The sequence below is a fragment of the Shewanella sp. SG44-2 genome, assembly GCF_014164215.1.
Lineage (GTDB): Bacteria > Pseudomonadota > Gammaproteobacteria > Enterobacterales > Shewanellaceae > Shewanella > Shewanella frigidimarina.
Window position 1 is genome coordinate 38,798 of record NZ_JACJEU010000011.1, and the last position, 20,886, is coordinate 59,683.

At 41.1% G+C, this 20,886-nt stretch carries 14 protein-coding genes; 8 read left to right on the forward strand and 6 right to left on the reverse strand.

Annotation, left to right across the window (positions count from 1 at the left end):
* Positions 1 to 49: 49 nt before the first annotated feature.
* The 3 genes from H5181_RS10495 to H5181_RS10505 all read right to left on the reverse strand — a co-directional run bounded on the left by H5181_RS10495 (position 50) and on the right by H5181_RS10505 (position 5,667).
* Positions 50 to 1,519, reverse strand: a complete 1,470-nt coding sequence (locus tag H5181_RS10495; protein ID WP_182750982.1) for a carbon starvation protein A — start codon at positions 1,517 to 1,519, stop codon at positions 50 to 52.
* 558 nt (positions 1,520 to 2,077) lie between these two features.
* On the reverse strand, positions 2,078 to 4,660 hold the full coding sequence (locus H5181_RS10500; RefSeq protein ID WP_182750983.1) for an acylase: 2,583 nt from the start codon (positions 4,658 to 4,660) through the stop codon (positions 2,078 to 2,080).
* A 491-nt stretch (positions 4,661 to 5,151) separates the two neighbouring features.
* Positions 5,152 to 5,667, reverse strand: a complete 516-nt coding sequence (locus H5181_RS10505; protein ID WP_011636249.1) for a VF530 family protein — start codon at positions 5,665 to 5,667, stop codon at positions 5,152 to 5,154.
* A 321-nt stretch (positions 5,668 to 5,988) separates the two neighbouring features.
* Between H5181_RS10505 and H5181_RS10510 the strand changes: the two genes are divergently transcribed.
* The 3 genes from H5181_RS10510 to H5181_RS10520 are packed head-to-tail and all read left to right on the forward strand — an operon-like array spanning position 5,989 to position 10,641.
* Positions 5,989 to 8,052 carry a TonB-dependent receptor domain-containing protein gene (locus H5181_RS10510; protein ID WP_182750984.1) on the forward strand — a complete coding sequence of 688 codons (2,064 nt, stop codon included), beginning with the start codon at positions 5,989 to 5,991 and terminating at the stop codon, positions 8,050 to 8,052.
* 8 nt (positions 8,053 to 8,060) lie between these two features.
* Complete coding sequence (locus tag H5181_RS10515; protein ID WP_182750985.1) at positions 8,061 to 8,591, forward strand: YfiR family protein; 531 nt, start codon at positions 8,061 to 8,063, stop codon at positions 8,589 to 8,591.
* A gap of 4 nt (positions 8,592 to 8,595) precedes the next feature.
* A complete protein-coding gene (locus tag H5181_RS10520) occupies positions 8,596 to 10,641 on the forward strand; it encodes a bifunctional diguanylate cyclase/phosphodiesterase (RefSeq protein ID WP_182750986.1) in 2,046 nt (681 codons plus the stop codon).
* A 228-nt stretch (positions 10,642 to 10,869) separates the two neighbouring features.
* Here the strand turns inward: H5181_RS10520 and H5181_RS10525 are convergent, their stop codons facing one another.
* The gene (locus H5181_RS10525) at positions 10,870 to 11,853 is read right to left on the reverse strand and encodes an MDR family oxidoreductase (protein ID WP_182750987.1); all 984 of its coding nucleotides are present in this window, start codon (positions 11,851 to 11,853) and stop codon (positions 10,870 to 10,872) included.
* 47 nt (positions 11,854 to 11,900) lie between these two features.
* The gene (locus tag H5181_RS10530) at positions 11,901 to 12,545 is read right to left on the reverse strand and encodes a TetR/AcrR family transcriptional regulator (RefSeq protein ID WP_259397029.1); all 645 of its coding nucleotides are present in this window, start codon (positions 12,543 to 12,545) and stop codon (positions 11,901 to 11,903) included.
* Positions 12,546 to 13,586: 1,041 nt separating this feature from the next.
* On the opposite strand from H5181_RS10530, the gene putP reads away from it, so the two are divergent.
* The 4 genes from putP to proC are packed head-to-tail and all read left to right on the forward strand — an operon-like array spanning position 13,587 to position 18,364.
* Positions 13,587 to 15,083, forward strand: a complete 1,497-nt coding sequence (gene putP / locus H5181_RS10535) for a sodium/proline symporter PutP (protein WP_011636243.1) — start codon at positions 13,587 to 13,589, stop codon at positions 15,081 to 15,083.
* A gap of 14 nt (positions 15,084 to 15,097) precedes the next feature.
* Positions 15,098 to 16,204, forward strand: coding sequence for a glutamate 5-kinase (proB, locus tag H5181_RS10540; protein WP_011636242.1), 1,107 nt, complete (start codon positions 15,098 to 15,100; stop codon positions 16,202 to 16,204).
* Complete coding sequence (locus tag H5181_RS10545) at positions 16,201 to 17,448, forward strand: glutamate-5-semialdehyde dehydrogenase (RefSeq protein ID WP_182750989.1); 1,248 nt, start codon at positions 16,201 to 16,203, stop codon at positions 17,446 to 17,448. The genes proB and H5181_RS10545 overlap by 4 nt, the downstream gene beginning before the upstream one ends.
* A gap of 37 nt (positions 17,449 to 17,485) precedes the next feature.
* Entirely contained in the window at positions 17,486 to 18,364 is an 879-nt protein-coding gene (gene proC, locus H5181_RS10550; protein WP_102037121.1) for a pyrroline-5-carboxylate reductase, read from the forward strand.
* A gap of 91 nt (positions 18,365 to 18,455) precedes the next feature.
* Here proC and H5181_RS10555 read toward each other — a convergent pair whose 3' ends face one another.
* Positions 18,456 to 18,989 (reverse strand): NUDIX hydrolase, encoded by a 534-nt coding sequence (locus tag H5181_RS10555; protein WP_059745629.1) that lies wholly within the window; start codon positions 18,987 to 18,989, stop codon positions 18,456 to 18,458.
* A gap of 670 nt (positions 18,990 to 19,659) precedes the next feature.
* On the opposite strand from H5181_RS10555, the gene H5181_RS10560 reads away from it, so the two are divergent.
* Positions 19,660 to 20,853 (forward strand): GGDEF domain-containing protein, encoded by a 1,194-nt coding sequence (locus H5181_RS10560; protein ID WP_259397030.1) that lies wholly within the window; start codon positions 19,660 to 19,662, stop codon positions 20,851 to 20,853.
* Positions 20,854 to 20,886: the final 33 nt, after the last annotated feature.

Consider the following 20,886-nt stretch of genomic DNA (forward strand, 5'->3'; position numbering starts at 1 on the left):
CTGCACAATGCAGCCCTTCTATTAATTAACAATTACCACAATCATTAACTTAGTGAGTAGTAATCACTTTACGTTTATTGTGCGCGATAATCAGCGCAATAAGACATATTACACCTACAGTAATACCCACGGGCTGGCTCAGCGCTTGCGGCAATCCAAAACCTATACCTGCGGTCATGATGTACGACACTGTCACACAAGTACCAATAATCGCTGGAATGCTGACAATCCAATGGAAGGTACCGCGATCAAACAGATACTTAGTCGCAAGCCACAATACGCTAGTTGATAACAACATATTTGAGAATGCGAAATAACGCCAGATTAGAGTGAAATCAATCTTAGTCATAAAATAAGCAATAATCAGAATAGGAATGGCAACCAGTAAACGGTTTCTGACGCTTTGCGGAATTTTAAACGCATCAATAATGGTTAATCGCAATGCTCTAAACGCAGTGTCACCTGAGGTAATTGGGAAAACCGCAACCGCGATAATTGCCATAATACCACCCGCGACACCTAAGTAAGTGGTCGCCACTTGGTTAACAACCATACCTGGGCCACCAATATCGAGAACACTCTTAAGTTCGATATAACCACCAGGGAAAGCTGCGATACCTGCAGTAGCCCACACACATGCCACTACACCTTCCGCAACCATTGCACCATAGTACACAGGACGAACGTATTTTTCGTTAGTTAAACAACGCGCCATAATCGGTGCTTGAGTTGAATGGAAACCGCTGATTGCGCCACAGGTAATAGTAACAAATAACAATGGCCATACTGGTAATCCACTAGGATTAGGCTCCAATAAATCATTGTTATAGTGACTGTGATCGAAGTAAGCAAAGATACCGTCGATAGTGGGTAGTTGCGGCGCATGGATTAACAATGCCACTGCAATTGATGTTGTCATTACAATCATTAGTAAACCAAATAATGGATACAGTTTTGTAATAATTTTATCTATCGGTAACAACGTCGCGAGGAAGTAATAACCTAAAATTAATAATACCCAAAAGGTATTGTTACTCAAAAAGGTGTCTTTAAAATAATCTAAGTTACTTAGCAGCCCTGCTGGGCTCATGATAAATACAACACCAACGAAGAAGAGCAACATCGCGGTAAATATCAACATGGCACCTTTAAAGTACACATTGAAATAATGGCCGGCAATTTCAGGTAAACTTTTACCGTCTTCTTTTATACTCATCACACCAGAGAAATAATCGTGAACGGCGCCACCAAGTACGTTACCAATAACAATCCAAACCAGTGCTATAGGGCCATATAATGCACCTAAAATTGGCCCGAATATCGGTCCGACACCAGCGATATTGAGAAATTGAATTAAGAACGCTTTAACCGGATGAACAGGGACATAGTCAACGCCGTCATTAAATCGTTCTTGAGGGGTTTTAGCAGTAGGGTCGATACCAGCTTGTCGCTCAACGAACGGGCTGTAAAACTTGAATCCGAGCACGAGCAGCCCGATACAAATTAAGAAAATCAGCATATTATTATCATCCATTATTTATAGGAATATATTCAATGTCGAGTTTGTTTCAGTTAGCTTTATAGGTCAAGCAACGGGGTGTTATACCAAAGTAGGGATTGCTACCAATCACTTTTCATGCATATATAATCACTTTTGCGATAAACTTTAAGCCTGTTAATGGCTTACCCCGCCCCCTTTATAATTAGCCATTTTATTAGCCATATTTATACATCAAAAAAATTCAAACATAATCACTTGTTCACATCGCGACTTCAGGTAGCGCTTCGTATTCCCACAAAAAAATAAGGGCTAGTTAACCGTTTAAACACCCAAGATAATTACATCGTTGTGAGCTCACTGCCTAAAAAACATCTTTATAGGTGGCAAGCGGAGTAATACGTCTTACATTATTGCTAAATCAAGTGTTCCCCAATGCCTACTCATTCTGATGTGGCAATCCAAACATTCTCCGTCGTAGCTGTTATTTATTCATTCGCTTATTAAAATGATAAAACCTCACCGACAAATATCAGTAAGGTTTTAGTTTTGTAAGCTCAACCAGAATGAACCGATAGTCTATTTTTGTAGGGTGAGCTCGATGCTAGATTCAACTGATGCTTGGATTTCTGCCTCAGTAAATAGCAATGGACGTAATTGTTTTGTCGAAGAATACAATTCACTTTGATCGGAATAACTTGGACTCAACACATTGCTAGACTCTGAATAGGTCAAAATGCCCTTTGCCTTAGGACCATCATCAGTAAAGCTCACTGTCATCATCCAACTTGAACCATAACGCACTTGGTAACCTTCAGCCGTTAATCCTGATGCTGTAGCATTACCAGAAACAACATCCATAACAGGGCTATATTTATGCTGAGGAATTAAGGTGTCATCGCCCGATAAACTGGTCGAGAATACGTTAAAGCCACCTTCCGCATTATGGCTACCAGGCCAAGGTAACTTAACCCCAGATGCAGTACCATCAGGAAGTGACTTTTCAACAAATTGCACACCCCCTAACGCAACATCAACCGCAAAACCTGCCGCTTCAAGATTCAAAGCTGCATGAGCTAAAGCCACTAATGCACTACCATCTGTGTTGAGCTTATTGGGCGTGGTTGCCGCACTCATATAATCAAAAGCTTCTGTTAACATGGTGTTTTGATTGAACTGATGGGCAAACTCTCGAAGTAACGCCCCGCCTTTGCTGTCGTTATCTTGTTTACCGTTCCACGCCTTTAGCGCGGCACATGATGCCGAGACATCTTTAGACAATGTTGCGCTAACCATCACCGGCGTAGCCCCTTGTTGCTCACACTGGCTAATTAAGTCGGGTAACACTAATTCAGCAAGATAAGCCCGATTGGATAATAAAGCCGTCTCTAATTCCTCAATATTAAATTTACCGTCATCACCCGCGGCATCTTCCATTAAGGTTAAGCCCATACGAGTACGTAACGATAATTGACCTCGTTCTGGACCGTATAAAGGAGAGTAGTTTTCGAGCGGTGCCGCTAAGTTAGTAGACCAAAAGGAGTTATTTGAGTTTTGCACAAAGTCTGTACGTTCAAGCTTAGGCGCACGTTCATATGGCATTGGCGAATCATAACTAAATACCGAGGTATTACCGGGTAGAATAGTAAACCCTGCTTGGGCTCTCGCCGCTTGTATCGCTGGAGTCGTCTTAATAATATCGACCACTAAGTCAGAAAAACCCGGGACGGTTGAGTCGTCAATATAAAACGCATTGCCTTCTTTATCTGCATACATGGTGTTATTAAAAATCACCCCATCATAATTTTTAAACGCTTGTTGAAACTCATCTTTATTGGATGCAAGGTTCATGGCTAACCAATGATCGAGCGGATCTTTATTGGCCATGTTGGCATCTTGAATAAAGAAAGCCTGGCCATCGTCCCATCCAAATGGCGCTAATGTTGGTGGTGCTTCAACCATCGGACCTTTGGCTGTGGTGTAAATATCCTTCTGTGCTACCAACATGCCTGCGGGGCCTGCATTAACTAATACCGAAACCGTTTCTTTGTTGATTGGCATCGGCGAATTATCGTACATATATTGCAATCTATCACCAGCAACTAACTCAAGGTTATACATTACAAAATGTTCTGCGGTTGAAAAGGTATGGGTCCAGGCTACATCTTTATTAAAACCAATGTTAACCAAGCCAGGCATACCGGCTAATGAGCCACCCATCACATCCATTTGCCCTGGTATAGTCAAATGCGACTGCCAAAAACGTAAATTACCAGTATGCGGAAAATGCGGGTTGCCCAACACCATGCCTTTACCATTTTCGGTTTTATCCTTTCCTAAACCCCAACCATTAGAACCCAAATTTCGCGGATTAGTTTCCGGTGTGGTAATGGTTGCAGACCGTGCGATTAATTTGTTGTTCATATCCTGCACAAACGCAGTTTGCGCAGTGGATGGTGCTGGTCCAACAATACGCGGTAAATATTCTTGAGCATCGCCAGGGTTGGCGTAAAAAATTAAATCTAAAAAGTTTGCCGCCCCAGGTAATAGCGCGATAGAAAATAGATAGCTTGCAACATCAACACCGCTAATAGGTTTAACCCACGGTTGACCAGCACAAAATGGCTCACCGGTTTGAGTTCCAGCTTCTACATCGGCAAGATATTGATTATAACCCGCACTGAAACCTTCCATTAATGCACGCGAATTATAACTAAACTGTGGGTATTGGTTTTCAGCAAGCTGCCTGATTTTCAATGCTTTGTAGGCAAAGTCAGAAATTAAGTTACCGTTATCTTCACTGGTTGGAAGGCCAGTAGTAAAGTCAATCGAAGCATGGGGACCAAAATACATCGACCGTTCAGAATTGGCTTTAATAAAGCCATCTGCAATTACACATAAATTATCTTGTGCTTGGGCATAACCATTACCGAAACCAAGACTCTCTAAATTGTCGGCAGTAATGTGTGGTACACCATATTGAGTTCGGCGAATTTGAACTTTTAAGCTGCCATTAGGGGCAAAGGCTTGTAAAGGAGGAGTAACGACTTCGGGTTGTGGATCTGGTTGAGGGGTTTTACCGTATTGAGTGTCATCACCGCAACCCACTATCGCAACGCTAGAAGCCATAACGATAGCGAGTAGAATTTTATTCAGTTTCATTATTATTATCCTTGTTGTATCCCAATGCTAATCAGCAAAATGGATGAGGTTCTTAATCCTTTATGCCTCAATTTAAGCTAACAGCACCGCCAAAGTAATCCCAATCACCTTGAACGAATGCGCTGTTGTTAAATACAACAAAGACATGCATTGCTATTTAAGCAATCATTCTCTCGTGTGTCTACATCTTGATAGAAATAGCTAAAACGTGCTTAACAAAAACAATTAACCTTATTCAGCTAACCTCAGTCCTAGATAATAAACGATTATAAAATAGCGACGTCTTCAGCTATTTGCGCTGTATTGACCTGAATTAAACAAGTTATTTATGCGTAAATACGCCTTGTTAGCAGAACAAATGGCAAGTTTGATATTGATGACCAACTGCAAGTATCGCTTCGCTGCTAAGATTGTATAGCATCTAGCAGCGTCCTAGCATCTAGGCTTTTCCCTTTTATAGCGCCAACGTTGACATGAGATCAGTCTAGTGGTTATTTATTCCACGGATTGTTTGGATCAAATGTAGGCTGCGGCTTATTTTGATTACTGCGCTGTGTCGCTGCATCGCTGTCATTTGAACGGCTCGATGAGGAATATGACGGTGATGATGAAGAAGCATATGAACGACTTTGATTATGTTTCATTTGCTCATAATCAGCCGTTGCTTTGGCTTTCATTTCGGCAACTAACTCAACCGTTAAAGGCTGCGGCTTACGCGGTAAAATACCATCAGCAAAACCACGTTCACGAGGTTTTAATTCAAATTGTGCTGAGTTACCTTTTGGCATACGCTTGAAACGATATAAATAAAAGTTTTCAACACGCTCTCTCGCCCATTCCGTCTTTTTTAGGAACTTAACACAAGCGTCCATATTCGGGTTGGTATTGAAGCACTCTAAACGCAAGGCTGCGTATAGAATTTTCCAATCATAAAATGCCACTAATTCAGATATCATCGTTTCTGATTTTAAACCGTGAAGTGGATTATTTTGCTGTAGTTCTACCATGCTATCTCATGACCTCAAAAGCTGTCTCTATAATGTGTATAGTTTACCGTTAAAATACGCCATCGTCTTTATTGATCTTTCACACTAAAGGTAGCGAGTTAACTATAACTCATTACCTTTAGAAGCAGATCACAATCGTTTTTTCATCAATTGTTGATAATACTCACAGATATCGCCCTAAAAATAACGATTGAGTCGTTAACAAAAAGTAAATTAATCCGTATATTGAAAGAGATAGACTGACATTTAGTTAACAGCGTGTGTTAAAATAAAACAAATAAAAAAATATCATCATTATCAAAGATTTTTGGGGACATTGGCGTGAAGTTATCACCTGCATTATTGTACTTATTTATATTGATTTCGCCTTGGGTTGTAGCTGAAGAATCTCTTAGCGACCTTGATTTAGATTTAGATTCACTGATGGCGATGGATGTACAAGTAACTTCGGCAATGAAAAGAACCCAATCAGCCTTTGAAACTGCCTCATCTATATACGTATTAACCAAAGAACAAATCACTCGTTCAGGTGTAACGTCTGTGCCAGAAGCGCTGAAAATGGTCCCAGGATTAGCCGTAAGACAACTAGATAATAACCAATGGGCTATTTCATCCCGTGGTGTTGCTTCGCGATTTTCAAGCAAATTATTAGTCATGATCGACGGTCAAAGCTTATATACACCAGAGTTTGCCGCTGTATATTGGGAAACCCTGAACGTGCCGTTATACGATATTGAACGTATCGAAATTATCCGCGGCCAAGGCGGGTTTCTGTGGGGCAGTAATGCCACTAATGGCGTGATCAATATCATTACCAAGAACAGCATCGACACTCGGGGCGTACATGCTGATGTCAGCAGTGGTAGCCAACTTAATGTCGATACCAACCTTCGATATGGTGGCGATATCGGTAATAATGGCAGCTTTAGAGTCTATGGTCATGTGAAAGATGGCCAGACATCGGACAAAGGCTTTAGGATGGCACCTGCTGACTTTTCCGAGCAGCAATCTGTTGGGGCACGGTTCGATTTCACTCCCAATGACCAATGGTCTGGTCTTATTCAAGGTGATATAACTCAGTCAACTTTAGGCCAAAATTTTAACGGCGTCGTTGACAGTAGTAACCGCAATATCTCATTTACCGGTAGCTTAGATCGTACCGATGCCCGCATCATGGCAAGATTGGAAAATCGCATTTCGCCTTCCGCCAACCAAATGCTGCAAACATCTTGGTTAAAGCAAAGTGGTGAGCAAACTTATATTCAAGAAGAGTTCGAATCATTTGACCTTGATTACCAAATTAACTTTTTGTATCAAGACTTACAGTTTGATTGGGGGCTAAATTATCGTTACAACACTATTTCATTTGCAGAAAGTACATTTATACAAAGCGACGGTGGTTTTGATAATCTTCAGCAATATGGCACATTAGCACAAGCTCAATACAACGTGATTGCTGACAAATTAGACTTTATTGTCGGTGTCAAAGTTGACCATAATGATTTGACCGGCTGGGAAAGCCAACCGTTAGCAAGATTAGTATGGAAACCACAGAATAACCAAGTCGTATGGTTATCTGTATCAAAAAGTGTTCTCGTGCCATCGTTACTGATGTTTAACGACAACTACATTATTGATGGCCAAAGAGTCGACGAAGTATCTCCTATCACCACTGGCATACCCGAAATTGATAGTTATTACATCCGAACTTACCTAAATGGTAATAATAAAGTGAAATCGGAAAAGTCGGTATCTTATGAAATGGGCTATCGTTTATCTGATACTACATGGGCACTAGATTTATCAGTTTATCATACCGACACGGATAATGTCGCCGTGATAGAAATCGATCCTAATATAGATCAATTTACCCCCATTTTTGCAATGTTACAAGCTGGTCAAATTGATGCCGCGGTGCAAGCATTGACAACTACATCGATTAACTTTGACTTAGTTTCTAATGCCGGTCTTACCACTGAGGGGGGGGATGTGGTGTTATCATGGCAGCCAGTTGACAACTTTACTGCCGAAGTAGGTTATAGCTATAACACCTTTAATTACGACTTAGTGGACAACACCTTTCCCGCAATTGGCTATGACTCAACCAGTCGCCAACTCTTTACTAAAGCTGATATTCATTTTTTTGAGCAGCATAATATCTTTGCTTCACTCAGAGTTGAAAATAGTGATGCCTATCGTACAGATAATTATACCGCTCTCGATATAACCTGGAATTGGGCTTTCCAGCCTAATTGGGCTTTCGCCATTATGGGTAAAAACCTGTTTGCAGGCTCGCATCTTGAGTATGGAAATCGTGGGGAAACGTACACACAATCAACCTATATCGATGAAAGTGTCACTTTTAAAATCACAGCGAAATTCTAACTAACTTGATGATAACCATTAAACGTATTCTGTTTGGCTCATTAATAACGCTTTTGCTTTCTATAAGCCAAGGCGCGATTGCTGTTGAAAAAGAATATGCACTAAAAGCTGGTTTTTTATTTAACTTTGCCCGTTACGGCGAATGGAAAAACCACGCTAATATGGCCAGTTCTTTTACATTGTGCAGCCCTGATAATAGCTTTATCAGTGTCTCGCGCTCAATTCTCAAGGGTCGTAAAGTCAATAATTTACCGATAGAAAATGTCGAAGTGAGCCTCACAGAAACAGACTTAGCTCAGTGCAATATCTTGTTTATCACAACAGACACCCTTGAATCTTGGCAACAATTGAATAATAAACATCTTGCAGATGTCATGATCGTCGGTGAAACTGACAACTTTATAGTGCAAGGCGGGCATATTCGTTTCTTTTTATCCGGTGGTAAAATTCGTTTTGAAGTATCACCCGACAAGTTAAAATTGTCTGGTATCACGATGAGTTCAAAAGTATTGCGCCTAGGTCGAGTAGTGAACAATTAATGCTATGAAACAATTTTTCACACTCAATACTATCAGTAAAAAATTGCAGTTCATTTTAATGAGCGTTGCCCTCATTTCTACACTGACAGTGACATCAATATTTAGCGCTTTCGAGCTGTCTTCTGCTAAAAGAGAGCAAGTTGAAAGTTTACACAGCTTATCGCAAATGCTGTCACCTAATATCACCGCAGCCTTATTGTTTGATGATCAAGACGCCATTCAAGAACTGATTAATCCTATTTTGATAAGATCAGATGTATTGTCAGTCAGTGTCACTAATGTTGAAGGCGCAGTTTTAGCTCAAGCATTATCAAAGCGCCCTTCTATGACCTTGACTGATGACGACCTCAATGACATCACTCAAGTGATAACACCATTAACACTCGACAGCCAAAACTATGGTGATTTACACATATCGGTTGATGACAGCATTATTACCGATAGGATTACGTTTTACGGCCAATTTATTGTGCTATTACTCTTATCATCTCTTTGTGCCAGCTTTTTTCTATCATTATTTTTACGTCGTAAATTTTTAAGCCCGATGTTATACCTCGCTAAAATTTCGCAAAAAATAACCGAATCACAAGATTACAGTTTACGTGCTCAAATTCAGTCTGAAGATGAAATTGGCCAATTAACCACATGTTTTAATAGCATGTTAGATAATATTGAACAGCGTGAGAGTTCACTTGAAACTGAAGTAAAACTGCGTACTGGAGAACTTGAAAATGCCAATAGCCAGTTACACGAATATGCCTATCAAGATGGATTAACTCTGTTACCTAATCGACGTTATTTCTATGAAAAACTTCAATTGCTCATTGATACTGACCACATGGTTTTTGCGTTAATTTTTATCGACCTAGATGGCTTCAAAGAGATCAACGATTCCTTAGGCCATGAATATGGGGATAGGTTACTGCATCAAGTGGCTAAACGTTTACGCGGGTGCGTTCGAGATCATGATACGGTTGCACGACTCGGCGGAGACGAATTCACCTTAATTATTGAAGATGTGAGTGACTTAGAACACGCAGCCTCCATTGCTGAAAAAGTGAAAAGTAGCCTGATGCAATGCATTAGCATTGAAGAGGTACAAGTTAACGTGACGGGTAGCATCGGACTCACGTTTTATCCAGCTGATGGCCAAAATGTTGAAGCGTTAGTTAAACATGCCGACCAAGCGATGTACTTATCTAAAAGCAAAGGCCGTAATCGATATGAGTTTTTCTCTCATGCTATCGAAGAACAAGCCATTGAAAAACGGCGCCTTATCGAAGAAATTCGCATAGCACTCAAACTCGGTCAATTTGTGTTGTTTTATCAACCTATTTTTGATCAATGCGGCATTACAGTTACTAAGGCAGAAGCGCTCATCCGTTGGGATCATCCACAACGCGGCCTTATTGGACCCAATGAATTTATTCCAGTGGCCGAACAAAATGGTTTAATAGAAGACATAGGTAATTGGGTAAGAAATCAAGCGATTGAAGATGCCGCTCATTTTTATCAGCTGTCGGGCAACAAAATGCAAGTGAGCGTTAATACCTCACCGCTACAAATTGATCATGAGGGTTTGTGGGTCGATGAATGGATATTAGCGTGCAATAAATTCAATTTACCTCGCGATACCATGATTATTGAAGTGACAGAAAATACCTTGATGGACCCAGACTCACCCATTCAACAACAAATGCTGCGACTCAACAATTACGGTATTGATATCGCCATTGATGATTTTGGGGTCGGATATTCATCATTAGCCTATTTGCAACGGCTCGATATTGATATTTTAAAAATTGACCGTTCATTTATTAAGCATATGGAAAGCAATGAAAATAGTATTGCGTTGGTGCGAGCCATTATCACCATGGCACATCATTTAAAGGTTAAAGTGGTCGCTGAGGGCGTTGAAACCATAGGGCAGCATCAGTTACTTCAACAACTTTCATGCGATTACTTACAAGGCTATTTATTTGCCAAACCTATGCCGACACAAAATTTTATTGACCGTTATGTCAGATCATCAACACTTGCCGCAGAGTAATAACACAACTGAAAATAGTGATGTAAAAATAGTATTCTGAATATCTTACTTCTGCATTAAATCTTCGAATAAAGGCATTCATAAACCTTGCTGTGGCAGGAGATTATCGAGACGGCTTACTGTTATAAAGTACTAGATGGTACAGCCAATAGTGCTAGAAATTAATCGGCCTGCTATGCACAGACCGACAAAGTATTTAGATAAATACCTTCTATTAAAATCATTCGATTAACGATTTACATCAACAACCACACGGCCACGAACCTTACCTGCTAACAAATCACTTGCCACATCAATCGCTTCAGTCAAGCTGATCTCGTGAACAATGTCATCGAAAACACCAACATCCAGGATATCACCTAAACGTTGCCATGCCTCAATACGGTCAGCTAAAGGTCGCATTACACTGTCAACACCCGCTAGGGTCACACAACGTAAAATAAACGGCGCTACGCTGGCAGGAAAATCCATTCCCTGTGCCAAACCACAAGCGGCAACCGTTCCACCATACTTGGTACTGGCACACACATTGGCTAAAGTATGGCTGCCGACAGAATCAACAGCACCAGCCCAACGCTCTTTTGCTAATGGACGACCCGCTTCTGACAAAGTTGTGCGATCGATAATGTCTTTAGCACCTAATTTTCTTAGGTAGTCACTTTCATCCATTCGGCCAGTCGAAGCGACGACGTGATAGCCCAACTTAGCTAAAATAGCGATAGCAAAACTGCCTACTCCGCCATTAGCACCAGTGACAAGCACCTCACCTTTATCTGGCGTTACGCCATTTTTCTCAAGAGCTATCACACATAACATTGCGGTATAGCCTGCTGTGCCTATCGCCATTGCTTGTTGCGGTGAAAATGCCTTTGGCAGTGGAATAAGCCATTCACTTTTTAAACGGGCTTTAGTGGCCAAGCCACCACAATGGGTTTCGCCTACCCCAAAACCATTTAATAATACCGTATCACCCGTAACGAATTTGTCGCTATCGCTATGTTCGACAATGCCTACTAGATCAATGCCTGGCACAATAGGGAATGATCTCACTACCGGCGCTTTACCGGTAATCGCGAGCGCATCTTTATAATTGAGGGTGCTATAAAGCACATTTACCGTCACATCACCTTCAGGTAGCACGCTTTCATCAATGCTTTTCACTGTGGTGCGGTAACCTTGGTCATCTTTCTCGATCAACATGCCATTAAACATTCTGCACTCCTAATTTAGACTGATCGTCTATTAATGATTAAAAAATTTTACTTTGGTAACGCTGCCATAAAATGATCATAGTAGTTATCAAGCGGTCGTTCATCTTGAACTAACTTTGCGCGGCTTACCGCCCCTTCCCAGCCAACCCAAAAACTTTCCGCTAGGGCATCACAATCTGCTGTTTCAGCGATTTGTCCAAGTGATTGTGCGGCCTTGAGGCAGCGAGCTAAACAAGCTTGCCAACTCAAAAAAATCTCGATAATAAGCGGCCTAAAGCTCTCTGGTAAAACGCCCACTTCTTGCCCCAAATTACCCACTAAACAACCACGTTTAAATTGGTATCGAATCATTCCTGCTTTAGCATCTTCAACAAAATGTCTAATTCGCGTTAACGGCAAATAAGCTTCATCGAGCAAATGGATCTCAAGTTTATGTAAAAAGTATTCAGCATAGTTCTGCAATACCGCTTGGCCAAAGGCTTCTTTACTCGCAAAATAATGATAAAAAGAGCCTTTCGGTACGCCAACCTTTTTCAAAATAGGTTCTATACCCGATGAGGCAAAACCTTGCTCTGTCAATTGTTCAAGACCACTACGAATAAGCTCAGCCCGAGTATCAGGATTATCTCGCGATACTTTAGGTGGTCTACCTCTGCGCGGTTTAGGGTTTGAACTAGTATGTGGACTCGTCATTATATCTAAGCTTAAATTGTTCATAGGCCAATATTAGACCGAACGTCTATTTAAATGCAATAACATTGTATTAAATCGCGGTTTGAAGCCCAGTTTCCCACTAATATCAGGGGGAGGACAACATTAACATAAGCCAGTAAAGTCCAATCTCACAGAAATGTTATCACTAAACTAGCACACTAACTTAACCCACTATTGCTACTGAAGTCGCCAATAGATATTCCACCATATCCATGCCGTGAAGTATGAGTATTTTGAAACAGTCGCCTTACTAATGTTTGAAAATGAAGCGGTCATTCATCACATGTCACCCGGTAAGATCAAATATTTCCGGCATAGTTACTTGAGCTAAAACCATTTGAATTCAAATCATTTGAACTGTAATCACTTGCGTAAAAACACCTTATTAATAGCAAAATAATGTGTCATGTCCTCTTACGAATAACACCATATTGGTAACGTTTACACTGCACAATACGCACTCTATAGCATCTATATCAAGCTAATATCCTGCTAAACCTATGAAGCACACACTACACAATCAATATATAAAACATTTAATACAGCAACTTAACTTAGCCCCATCAAAAATTTAAAAGATGAGCTACACATAAGGAAATTATTATCACAACCCAAGTAGCCAGCGTGGTATCGACATAATTATTGTCGCTGGCTATATATCGATATGACGTTAAATAGTTGTTAAAAAACATTTATTACTGACTTAACTGAGATTGGATTGGAAATTTTACCTAAAATGATGTTAATATAGTTAGACCACTAACTAGTTTGGTGGTTTTTTATTGTTGAATGAAAAATAAATTAACAATAAGCCGATTAGCCCGCACCCAGGAGGACATTATGTCAACGGACACGTCAAACGAAGAAAATCTCATTACCACTATGTTGAATACCGCTACACTAAAGCTGAAAGAGGCTTCACAATTATTTTGTTTATGTGCCCTTCTAAGCACCTATCTCTTTGTTATGTTGAAACCTAGCGGGATTCAAAATCACAAAGCGTTAGGAGGAAAATAATTCATGCATTACTTAACCTATGTCTCATTAGCAATATATTTCCTGGTAATGCTAGGCATTGGATTGTTCGCGTATAAACAATCAACAAGCGATGTATCGGGTTACATTTTGGGTGGCCGTAAAGTCAGCCCACAAGTTACCGCGCTGTCAGCAGGTGCCTCCGATATGAGTGGCTGGATGCTAATGGGCTTACCTGGGGCTATGTTCTTGGTTGGCTTTGAAACCATCTACATTGCATTAGGTCTATTAATTGGTGCATTGGTTAATTACCTTGTTGTAGCACCTAAATTAAGGGTCTATACCGAAGTTGCAGATAACTCCCTGACCATTCCTGAGTTTTTTGCTAAGCGCTTCCATGCACCTAACGGTCATGTGCGTATTATCGCAGCAGTTATCATCGTTATCTTCTTTACCTTATATACATCAGCTGGGCTTGTCGCTGGTGGAAAGTTATTTGTATCAGCATTTGATTTAAGTTATGAACTAGGGTTAATCGTCACCCTTGCTGTAGTAGTGTCTTATACCCTACTCGGTGGCTTCTTAGCCGTAAGTCTGACGGACTTTGTACAAGGCTGTATTATGTTTATTGCCTTAGTTTTAGTACCCGTGGTTGCGTATCAAGAGTTTAGTAGCGCAGACAAAATGATGGGCTTTGCTTATGAGTCTATTCCGCATTTTTCTGATGCGATGCAAAATGTCACTATGCTCGGGTTAATTTCCAGTCTTTCTTGGGGATTAGGTTATTTTGGCCAACCACATATTATTGTACGATTTATGGCTATCCGCTCAGTCTCGGATATCAAAACCGCACGAAGAATTGGCATGAGCTGGATGACAGTCACTATCGTTGGTGCGCTGGCTACAGGTCTAGTCGGTATTGCCTATGCCAACAAATTTGACATGAAAGTCAGTGATCCTGAAACCATCTTTATTATATTTTCAGAATTACTGTTTAATCCTTTAATCAGTGGTTTCTTGCTTGCAGCTATTTTAGCCGCGATTATGAGCACCATATCTTCACAGTTATTAGTATCGTCAAGCTCGCTAACTGAAGATATCTATCGGGTGATTTCAAAGAAAGAATCAACGGATAAAGAAATGGTTAAAATGGGCCGTTATGGTGTTGCTGGAGTTGCCATTGTGGCAAGTTTACTAGCACTGGATCGCTCTAACAGTATTTTATCGTTAGTGAGTAATGCTTGGGCAGGATTTGGCGCGGCCTTTGGTCCACTGGTATTGTTTAGTTTATACAAACAAAATCTCACTCATAAAGCCGCTGTAGCTGGTATTGTTTCAGGTGCTGCTACCGTCCTCTTTTGGATATATGCTCCTGTGCTTGCCGACGGAAAAGCATTAACCAGCGTGGTTTATGAAATGATCCCAGGCTTTATTGTTAGTAGTGTAGTGATTTGGATTGCCAGTGCTCTTGACTCGGATCCTTGTAATAAAACAGTTGATACCTTCCATGAAGCGAATCGTGTTTTAACCGAGCAACAGTAATGGAGAACAATACTATGTCAACTTCACATTGGAAACGGATTGTCGTTAAAGTGGGAAGCGCATTAATTGCGCCCCATCAACAAGGTTGTAGCAGCCATTATTTATTAGGTATTGCACAGTTTATTGCTACCTGTCGCGCTCAAGGATGCCAAGTTGTATTGGTATCTTCAGGTTCAGTTGCCGCTGGTAGACATCGATTCCCTGATACGGCAGAACCAAGCATTTCGCTTAAAAAAGCCATGGCAGCAGCAGGCCAGGCCGATATGATGGCCACTTGGGATAAGTTATTTGATTTCCCTTCGGCGCAGTTATTACTTACCCATGGTGATTTACGCGATCGCGACCGTTATATCAGCATTAAAAATACTATTTTTACCCTGTTAGACAATGGCTTACTTCCCATTATCAACGAAAACGATGCTGTTACCGCAGCCAAGTTACGTGTGGGTGATAATGACAATTTATCAGCTATGGTCGCCGCAGCAGCGGATGCAGATGCGTTAATTATCTGCTCTGACGTAAAAGGGCTTTATACTAAAAACCCTAATTTACATGAAGATGCCACGCTAATTAAGCAAGTCAGTGAAATCAATGCTGAGATTTATGCTATGGCTGGCGGTGCTACGAGCAGCGTAGGTACTGGTGGCATGTTAACCAAGATTGAAGCCGCTGAGAAAGCGATTTCACACGGAATTGAAACCATGATTGTGGATGGTTTTGACGCGGACACATTCAATCAACTTTTAAAGGGCCAAAATCCAGGCACTTTATTCACCCCGTATGATGTACCGATGCAAGAACACTTGCATTGGATGATGCATACCTCACAAATTCAAGGTGAGTTAATTGTCGAAAATGACTTTAGCGCTGACCTTGAAGAACATGATACTCAACTAACCACAGACGATGTAGTGGCCGTAAGAGGCAACTTTTCCGTCGGTGATACTGTTCTAGTGCGCAAAGGCGATGGTACTAAATTGGCTAAAGCCAAATCAAACTACAGTAGTTGTTTATTACATTTTATTGCAGACCAGGAAGATCGTGAATTTGCCAACAATGCCCAGCAAAAAACGGGCCCACTGATCTCTGACAAAAACATCGCCATTTTGGAGCAACTATGAGTTTAATTAAAGATTTATCGCAAGCAGCAGCCACAGCGGCACAAACTCTAGCCCTATTAGATGAAAAAGTTAAAAATACCATTTTAGTTGATATGGCCCGTGCACTTAGAGCACACAGCGACGATATTATTAAAGCGAATTTATTGGATCTTGACCATGCCGAAAAAGCGGATTTAGGCGCGGCAATGATAGACCGACTAACACTGACACCTGAACGTATTGAATCAATGGCCGCGGGTATCGAAACCGTTGCATCATTACCCGATCCGGTCGGCATGGTACGTGAAATATGTGAGCGACCAAATGGTCTAAACATTCAAAAAATGCGCGTACCTTTAGGCGTTGTTTGTATGATTTATGAAGCACGCCCTAATGTTACCGCTGATGCGGGTGCATTGTGCTTTAAATCAGGTAATGCAGTGATATTGCGTGGCGGTAAAGAAGCACTACATTCAAGTAAAATCATTGCTTCTATTTTACAAAATGTATTGCAAGCATATCAGTTACCACCAGCACTGATCACTGTGATACCCGATCCAGATCGCGCCTTACTACTAGAGCTTATGCAGCAACGTGACTTTATTGATGTCATTATTCCACGTGGTGGCGAAGGCTTAATCAATTTTGTTACGGATAATAGTAAAATTCCTGTTATTCAACACTTTAAAGGTGTTTGTCATTTGTATGTTGATAAAGATGCCGATCTCGATATTGCGATCTCTTTATTGCTCAATGGCAAGACCCAACGCACTGGAGTATGTAATGCTCTAGAGGGATTACTGGTACATCAAGATGTAGCAGCAGAATTTTTACCTAAAGTGGCAGCCCAACTTGCTGCACATAAAGTGCGTATTAATGTCAGCAAAAATGCCCAGCAATACTTTGAGCATGCTAACGTTATTAGCGATGATGATTTCGGCCAAGAATATTTGGATTTAGAAATAGCCATTCGCCAAGTCACTGATTTTGACCATGCGATCAATCATATTCGCCGCTTTGGTAGCCATCATACTGAAGTGATTTGTACCCAAAATGAATTAACGGCTACGCGTTTTCAACGTACCGTGGATGCCTCGGTAGTAATGGTTAATGCATCGTCTCGTTTTTCTGATGGTAGCGAGCTCGGTTTAGGTGCTGAAATTGGTATTGCCACGAGCAAATTACATGCCTACGGACCTATGGGCCTTGAGTCACTTACCACTGAGAAATACTTAGTCAGCGGTGTAGGTCAAGTTCGCGCATAATTAAACAGGTACCACAATTCAAAGGCCAAGCGAAAGCGTGGCCTTTTCTTTTTTAGCGACATTTTCGGAGGTTGTCATCTCTCAACATGAATCATTAGATCCCAATACCTGTATCGCCTTTATCGGTGGTGGCAACATGGCAAGAGCCATAATCAGCGGCCTACTTAAACAAGGTCATAACAGTGCCAATATTCTAGTGTGCGCCCCCAGCCAAACCACCCGACACGACTTGATCGATAAATTCAATGTTAAAGTACATCAAGACAACACCGCTGCCGTTGCGTTTGCTGATGTCATCATTGTTGCCGTTAAGCCTTTTGTAGTACCTGTAGTGTGTGAGCAGTTGAGTGAAGTTATGCAGTACGATAACCGTAAACTCGTTATCTCGATTGCCGCGGGTGTCAAACATGCAACACTCCGCCAAAAACTGCATTTTTCGCCTAAAGTCATTTGCGCCATGCCAAACTTACCGACCGCCATTGGTGAAGGATTAACAGGTTTATATGCAGGCCCAGACACTCACGCTAATGACATTGCGCTAGCAGAAAGACTCATGCGCGCTGTAGGTGAAACCGTATGGTTAAAAGAAGAAAGCCAAATGTCGACCATCGTGGCGGCTGCGGGTAGCTCACCGGCGTATTTATTCTTATTTTTAGAAGCCATGGAAAAAGCTGCAATTGAACAAGGATTGCCGCCAGAAATAGCCGCTAAAGCTGTGCTGCAGAGTGCCATGGGAGCTATATCAATGGCGATGAACAGTCAGCATAATTTGGCAAGTTTACGTCACCAGGTGACCTCACCTAAAGGCACGACGGAACAGGCAATATTGGCATTTCAGGATGGTGATCTTGATGAGCTAGTTGCCAGCGCAATGGCGTGCGCAACGACAAGAGCCAAAGAATTGTCTATAGGCTAACGGAGCTGTGAGCCTGAGTTGATGCTAATAACATCAGCCTGACAATACAACATAGCCATATGCTACTTTGCTAAGCCACAATGGCTTAAGGCTAGCTCAGTAACTCTTGTTTAATCAATTTCAGCAAAAAGGTTTCTCGTTCAATCGATAAGCCTTTTTTGCTGCTGTTGGCGATAGTGTCAAGGTTATGCCCAATAGCCTCATCGATATCAATCCATACTGGTATCATGCCGTTATTAATTTCGTGAGCTTCAAATTGGGTTTCCCCCAGCTGGCTGTCAATATCACAAGTGAAACAATAAGACAGCATATTAACCGATGTATAACCATCTCGTTGCCAAGGGCGATATTCTTCATATAAGCCGAATGGATTAATATTGCGAATTTGTTGAGCGCCAGTTTCTTCTTGTAACTCACGGATCAGCCCTTGCTCTATCTCCTCACCTACATCAACGCCACCACCAGGCAATGAATAGTCATGATAACGTTGGGTGTAAAGCATTAATATTTGATTATTACGCATCACAATGGCACGAGCAGCAAGCCGCGTTAGCATCGTTTGGTGATTCGCGGCAACAAAATCTGCTGGGGTGTCGGAATGATAACGAGTGGTTAAGTGGCGCATTATAGAAGGGCTCATCGCAATAAAAAGCGCATGATACGTTGCCAAACTATATGCTTCAAGTTTGGCGTATAAGTTAAAATCATTTGTAGGGCGGCATATCAGTGCTTGTAATGACAACTTGAGTGCAAATAATAACAATCAATTATGAAGCTGATTATTCACAACAAGCGACTTTGGTACTCTTACCTCAATACTTATAGCGCAAAACGTCTAATTCAATACTGCTAGCTCAATGCTTCCAGTCAAATACTCTTCGCTAGGTATTTTCAGTTAAATAACCAAAGTTTGAAAACCACAGTTTAAAAGCCACTGTTAAATACCCATTTGACAAAATTTGGCATTGCACGTAGCAACACTTGGTCGCTCATCGATCCGGTGCAGGGTTTAGCATGTTAACTCAAGACAACCAAAAGATAGATAACCTAAAAAGTCCATTCGGCAACACTGATTATCATACCATGGGCGCCTGTTTTGACATTCTGAAGCTAATTGAAACAAAACTATAAATAATAATCGCCCTGTCATACCTATACCTTAAAATAACCGTCTAAATAGACGGTTATTTTTTAATATTTTACCTATGCTGAAGTATCACTTTTCAAGGATTGAAAGATACGGTGATCAAGTTACAAAGATTAACGTTCACTTAATGTCACTTCGGAAAATGCTTATGATTAAATATTGGTACAAACAATTCTCTCAGTATCCGCCTGATCACCCTGATTATTGGCGTATCCGTTTAATCGAGCATTCGTTACTCATTACCACGAGTTACTTTCTCATTCTGACTCTGATCAACTTGTTCTATTTTGAAGGTTATCAATATGCCTTACTCGACGGTTCAGGCTTAGTTATTTCATTGGGCATTTACTATCGATTTCGCAGTACGGGACATGTAAAGATAACCGCATGGGCTGTTACTCTCATGGTAGCCAGTTTGATTATGTTATTTGTGATATCGACCAAGGGATATTCTCATTCACTGTTTTGGGCGACTTTGATTCCGCCTTTTTCATTTTTTCTTATCGGACGAACCTGGGGCACATTTATTTCATGTATCTGCTTTAGTGTGTGTGCTTTTCTCGTTTACCTGCAAACGCAGAATCCTCAACCTGTGACGTTTAGCAAAGGTTCATTATTCAACGTTATTGAAGTGTGTGTTGCGCAAATTTTACTGTTTAGGTTTTACGAAAAAACCCGCTTTTCCGCTTATAAAAAACTGGCATTACGTAATTTAGAAATTCAAAAAATGGCTGAAACCGATAAACTCACCGGACTATATAACCGTGAAAAACTCGATTTCGCGCTTGATACACTGCTGACCACACCAGCAGCTAATACCTCTATGACAACAGAGACTACTAACGCGATAAAACAAACAGACGAAGCACCGATTATTTACCAGCCTTATGCCGATGACCATCCACTGACAAACCATCAAACCACTCAAGATTTACTCAGTAAACAAGCCGTCACTCAATACCCTATTTCTGTGGCGATTATCGACATCGATCATTTTAAGCAAATTAATGATAATCACGGCCATTTAATCGGAGACAAAGTGCTATGCCAACTCGCGCAGTTATTGCAAAACCAAATGCGCAACGACGACTTATTAGCACGCTGGGGCGGCGAAGAATTTGTGGTGGTGTTACCCAACACGACATTAGCTGATGCGATTGAGTTTACCGAAAGGTTAAGGCTATATATTGCCATGCAAAATATTAAAGGAATGGAGCTAACAATCAGCTTAGGTGTAGCTCAGTACAGGCTAGAAGATTCAGCCCACAGCTTACTTGACCGCGCAGACAAAGCCTTATATTCGGCAAAGTCTGGCGGGCGAAACTGTGTAGCAGCAGCTTGATCGGATAAACATTAATTAACAGAATATTGAAGC

Coding starts and splice junctions, on each gene's coding strand:
- H5181_RS10545 (WP_182750989.1), top strand. CDS start 16,201: ATGAGTTTAATTAAAGATTTATCGCAAGCAGCAGCCACAGCGGCACAA.
- H5181_RS10560 (WP_259397030.1), top strand. CDS start 19,660: ATGATTAAATATTGGTACAAACAATTCTCTCAGTATCCGCCTGATCAC.
- H5181_RS10515 (WP_182750985.1), top strand. CDS start 8,061: ATGATAACCATTAAACGTATTCTGTTTGGCTCATTAATAACGCTTTTG.
- putP (WP_011636243.1), top strand. CDS start 13,587: ATGCATTACTTAACCTATGTCTCATTAGCAATATATTTCCTGGTAATG.
- H5181_RS10555 (WP_059745629.1), bottom strand. CDS start 18,989: ATGCGCCACTTAACCACTCGTTATCATTCCGACACCCCAGCAGATTTT.
- H5181_RS10520 (WP_182750986.1), top strand. CDS start 8,596: ATGAAACAATTTTTCACACTCAATACTATCAGTAAAAAATTGCAGTTC.
- H5181_RS10500 (WP_182750983.1), bottom strand. CDS start 4,660: ATGAAACTGAATAAAATTCTACTCGCTATCGTTATGGCTTCTAGCGTT.
- H5181_RS10525 (WP_182750987.1), bottom strand. CDS start 11,853: ATGTTTAATGGCATGTTGATCGAGAAAGATGACCAAGGTTACCGCACC.
- H5181_RS10530 (WP_259397029.1), bottom strand. CDS start 12,545: ATGACGAGTCCACATACTAGTTCAAACCCTAAACCGCGCAGAGGTAGA.
- H5181_RS10495 (WP_182750982.1), bottom strand. CDS start 1,519: ATGCTGATTTTCTTAATTTGTATCGGGCTGCTCGTGCTCGGATTCAAG.
- proB (WP_011636242.1), top strand. CDS start 15,098: ATGTCAACTTCACATTGGAAACGGATTGTCGTTAAAGTGGGAAGCGCA.
- H5181_RS10505 (WP_011636249.1), bottom strand. CDS start 5,667: ATGGTAGAACTACAGCAAAATAATCCACTTCACGGTTTAAAATCAGAA.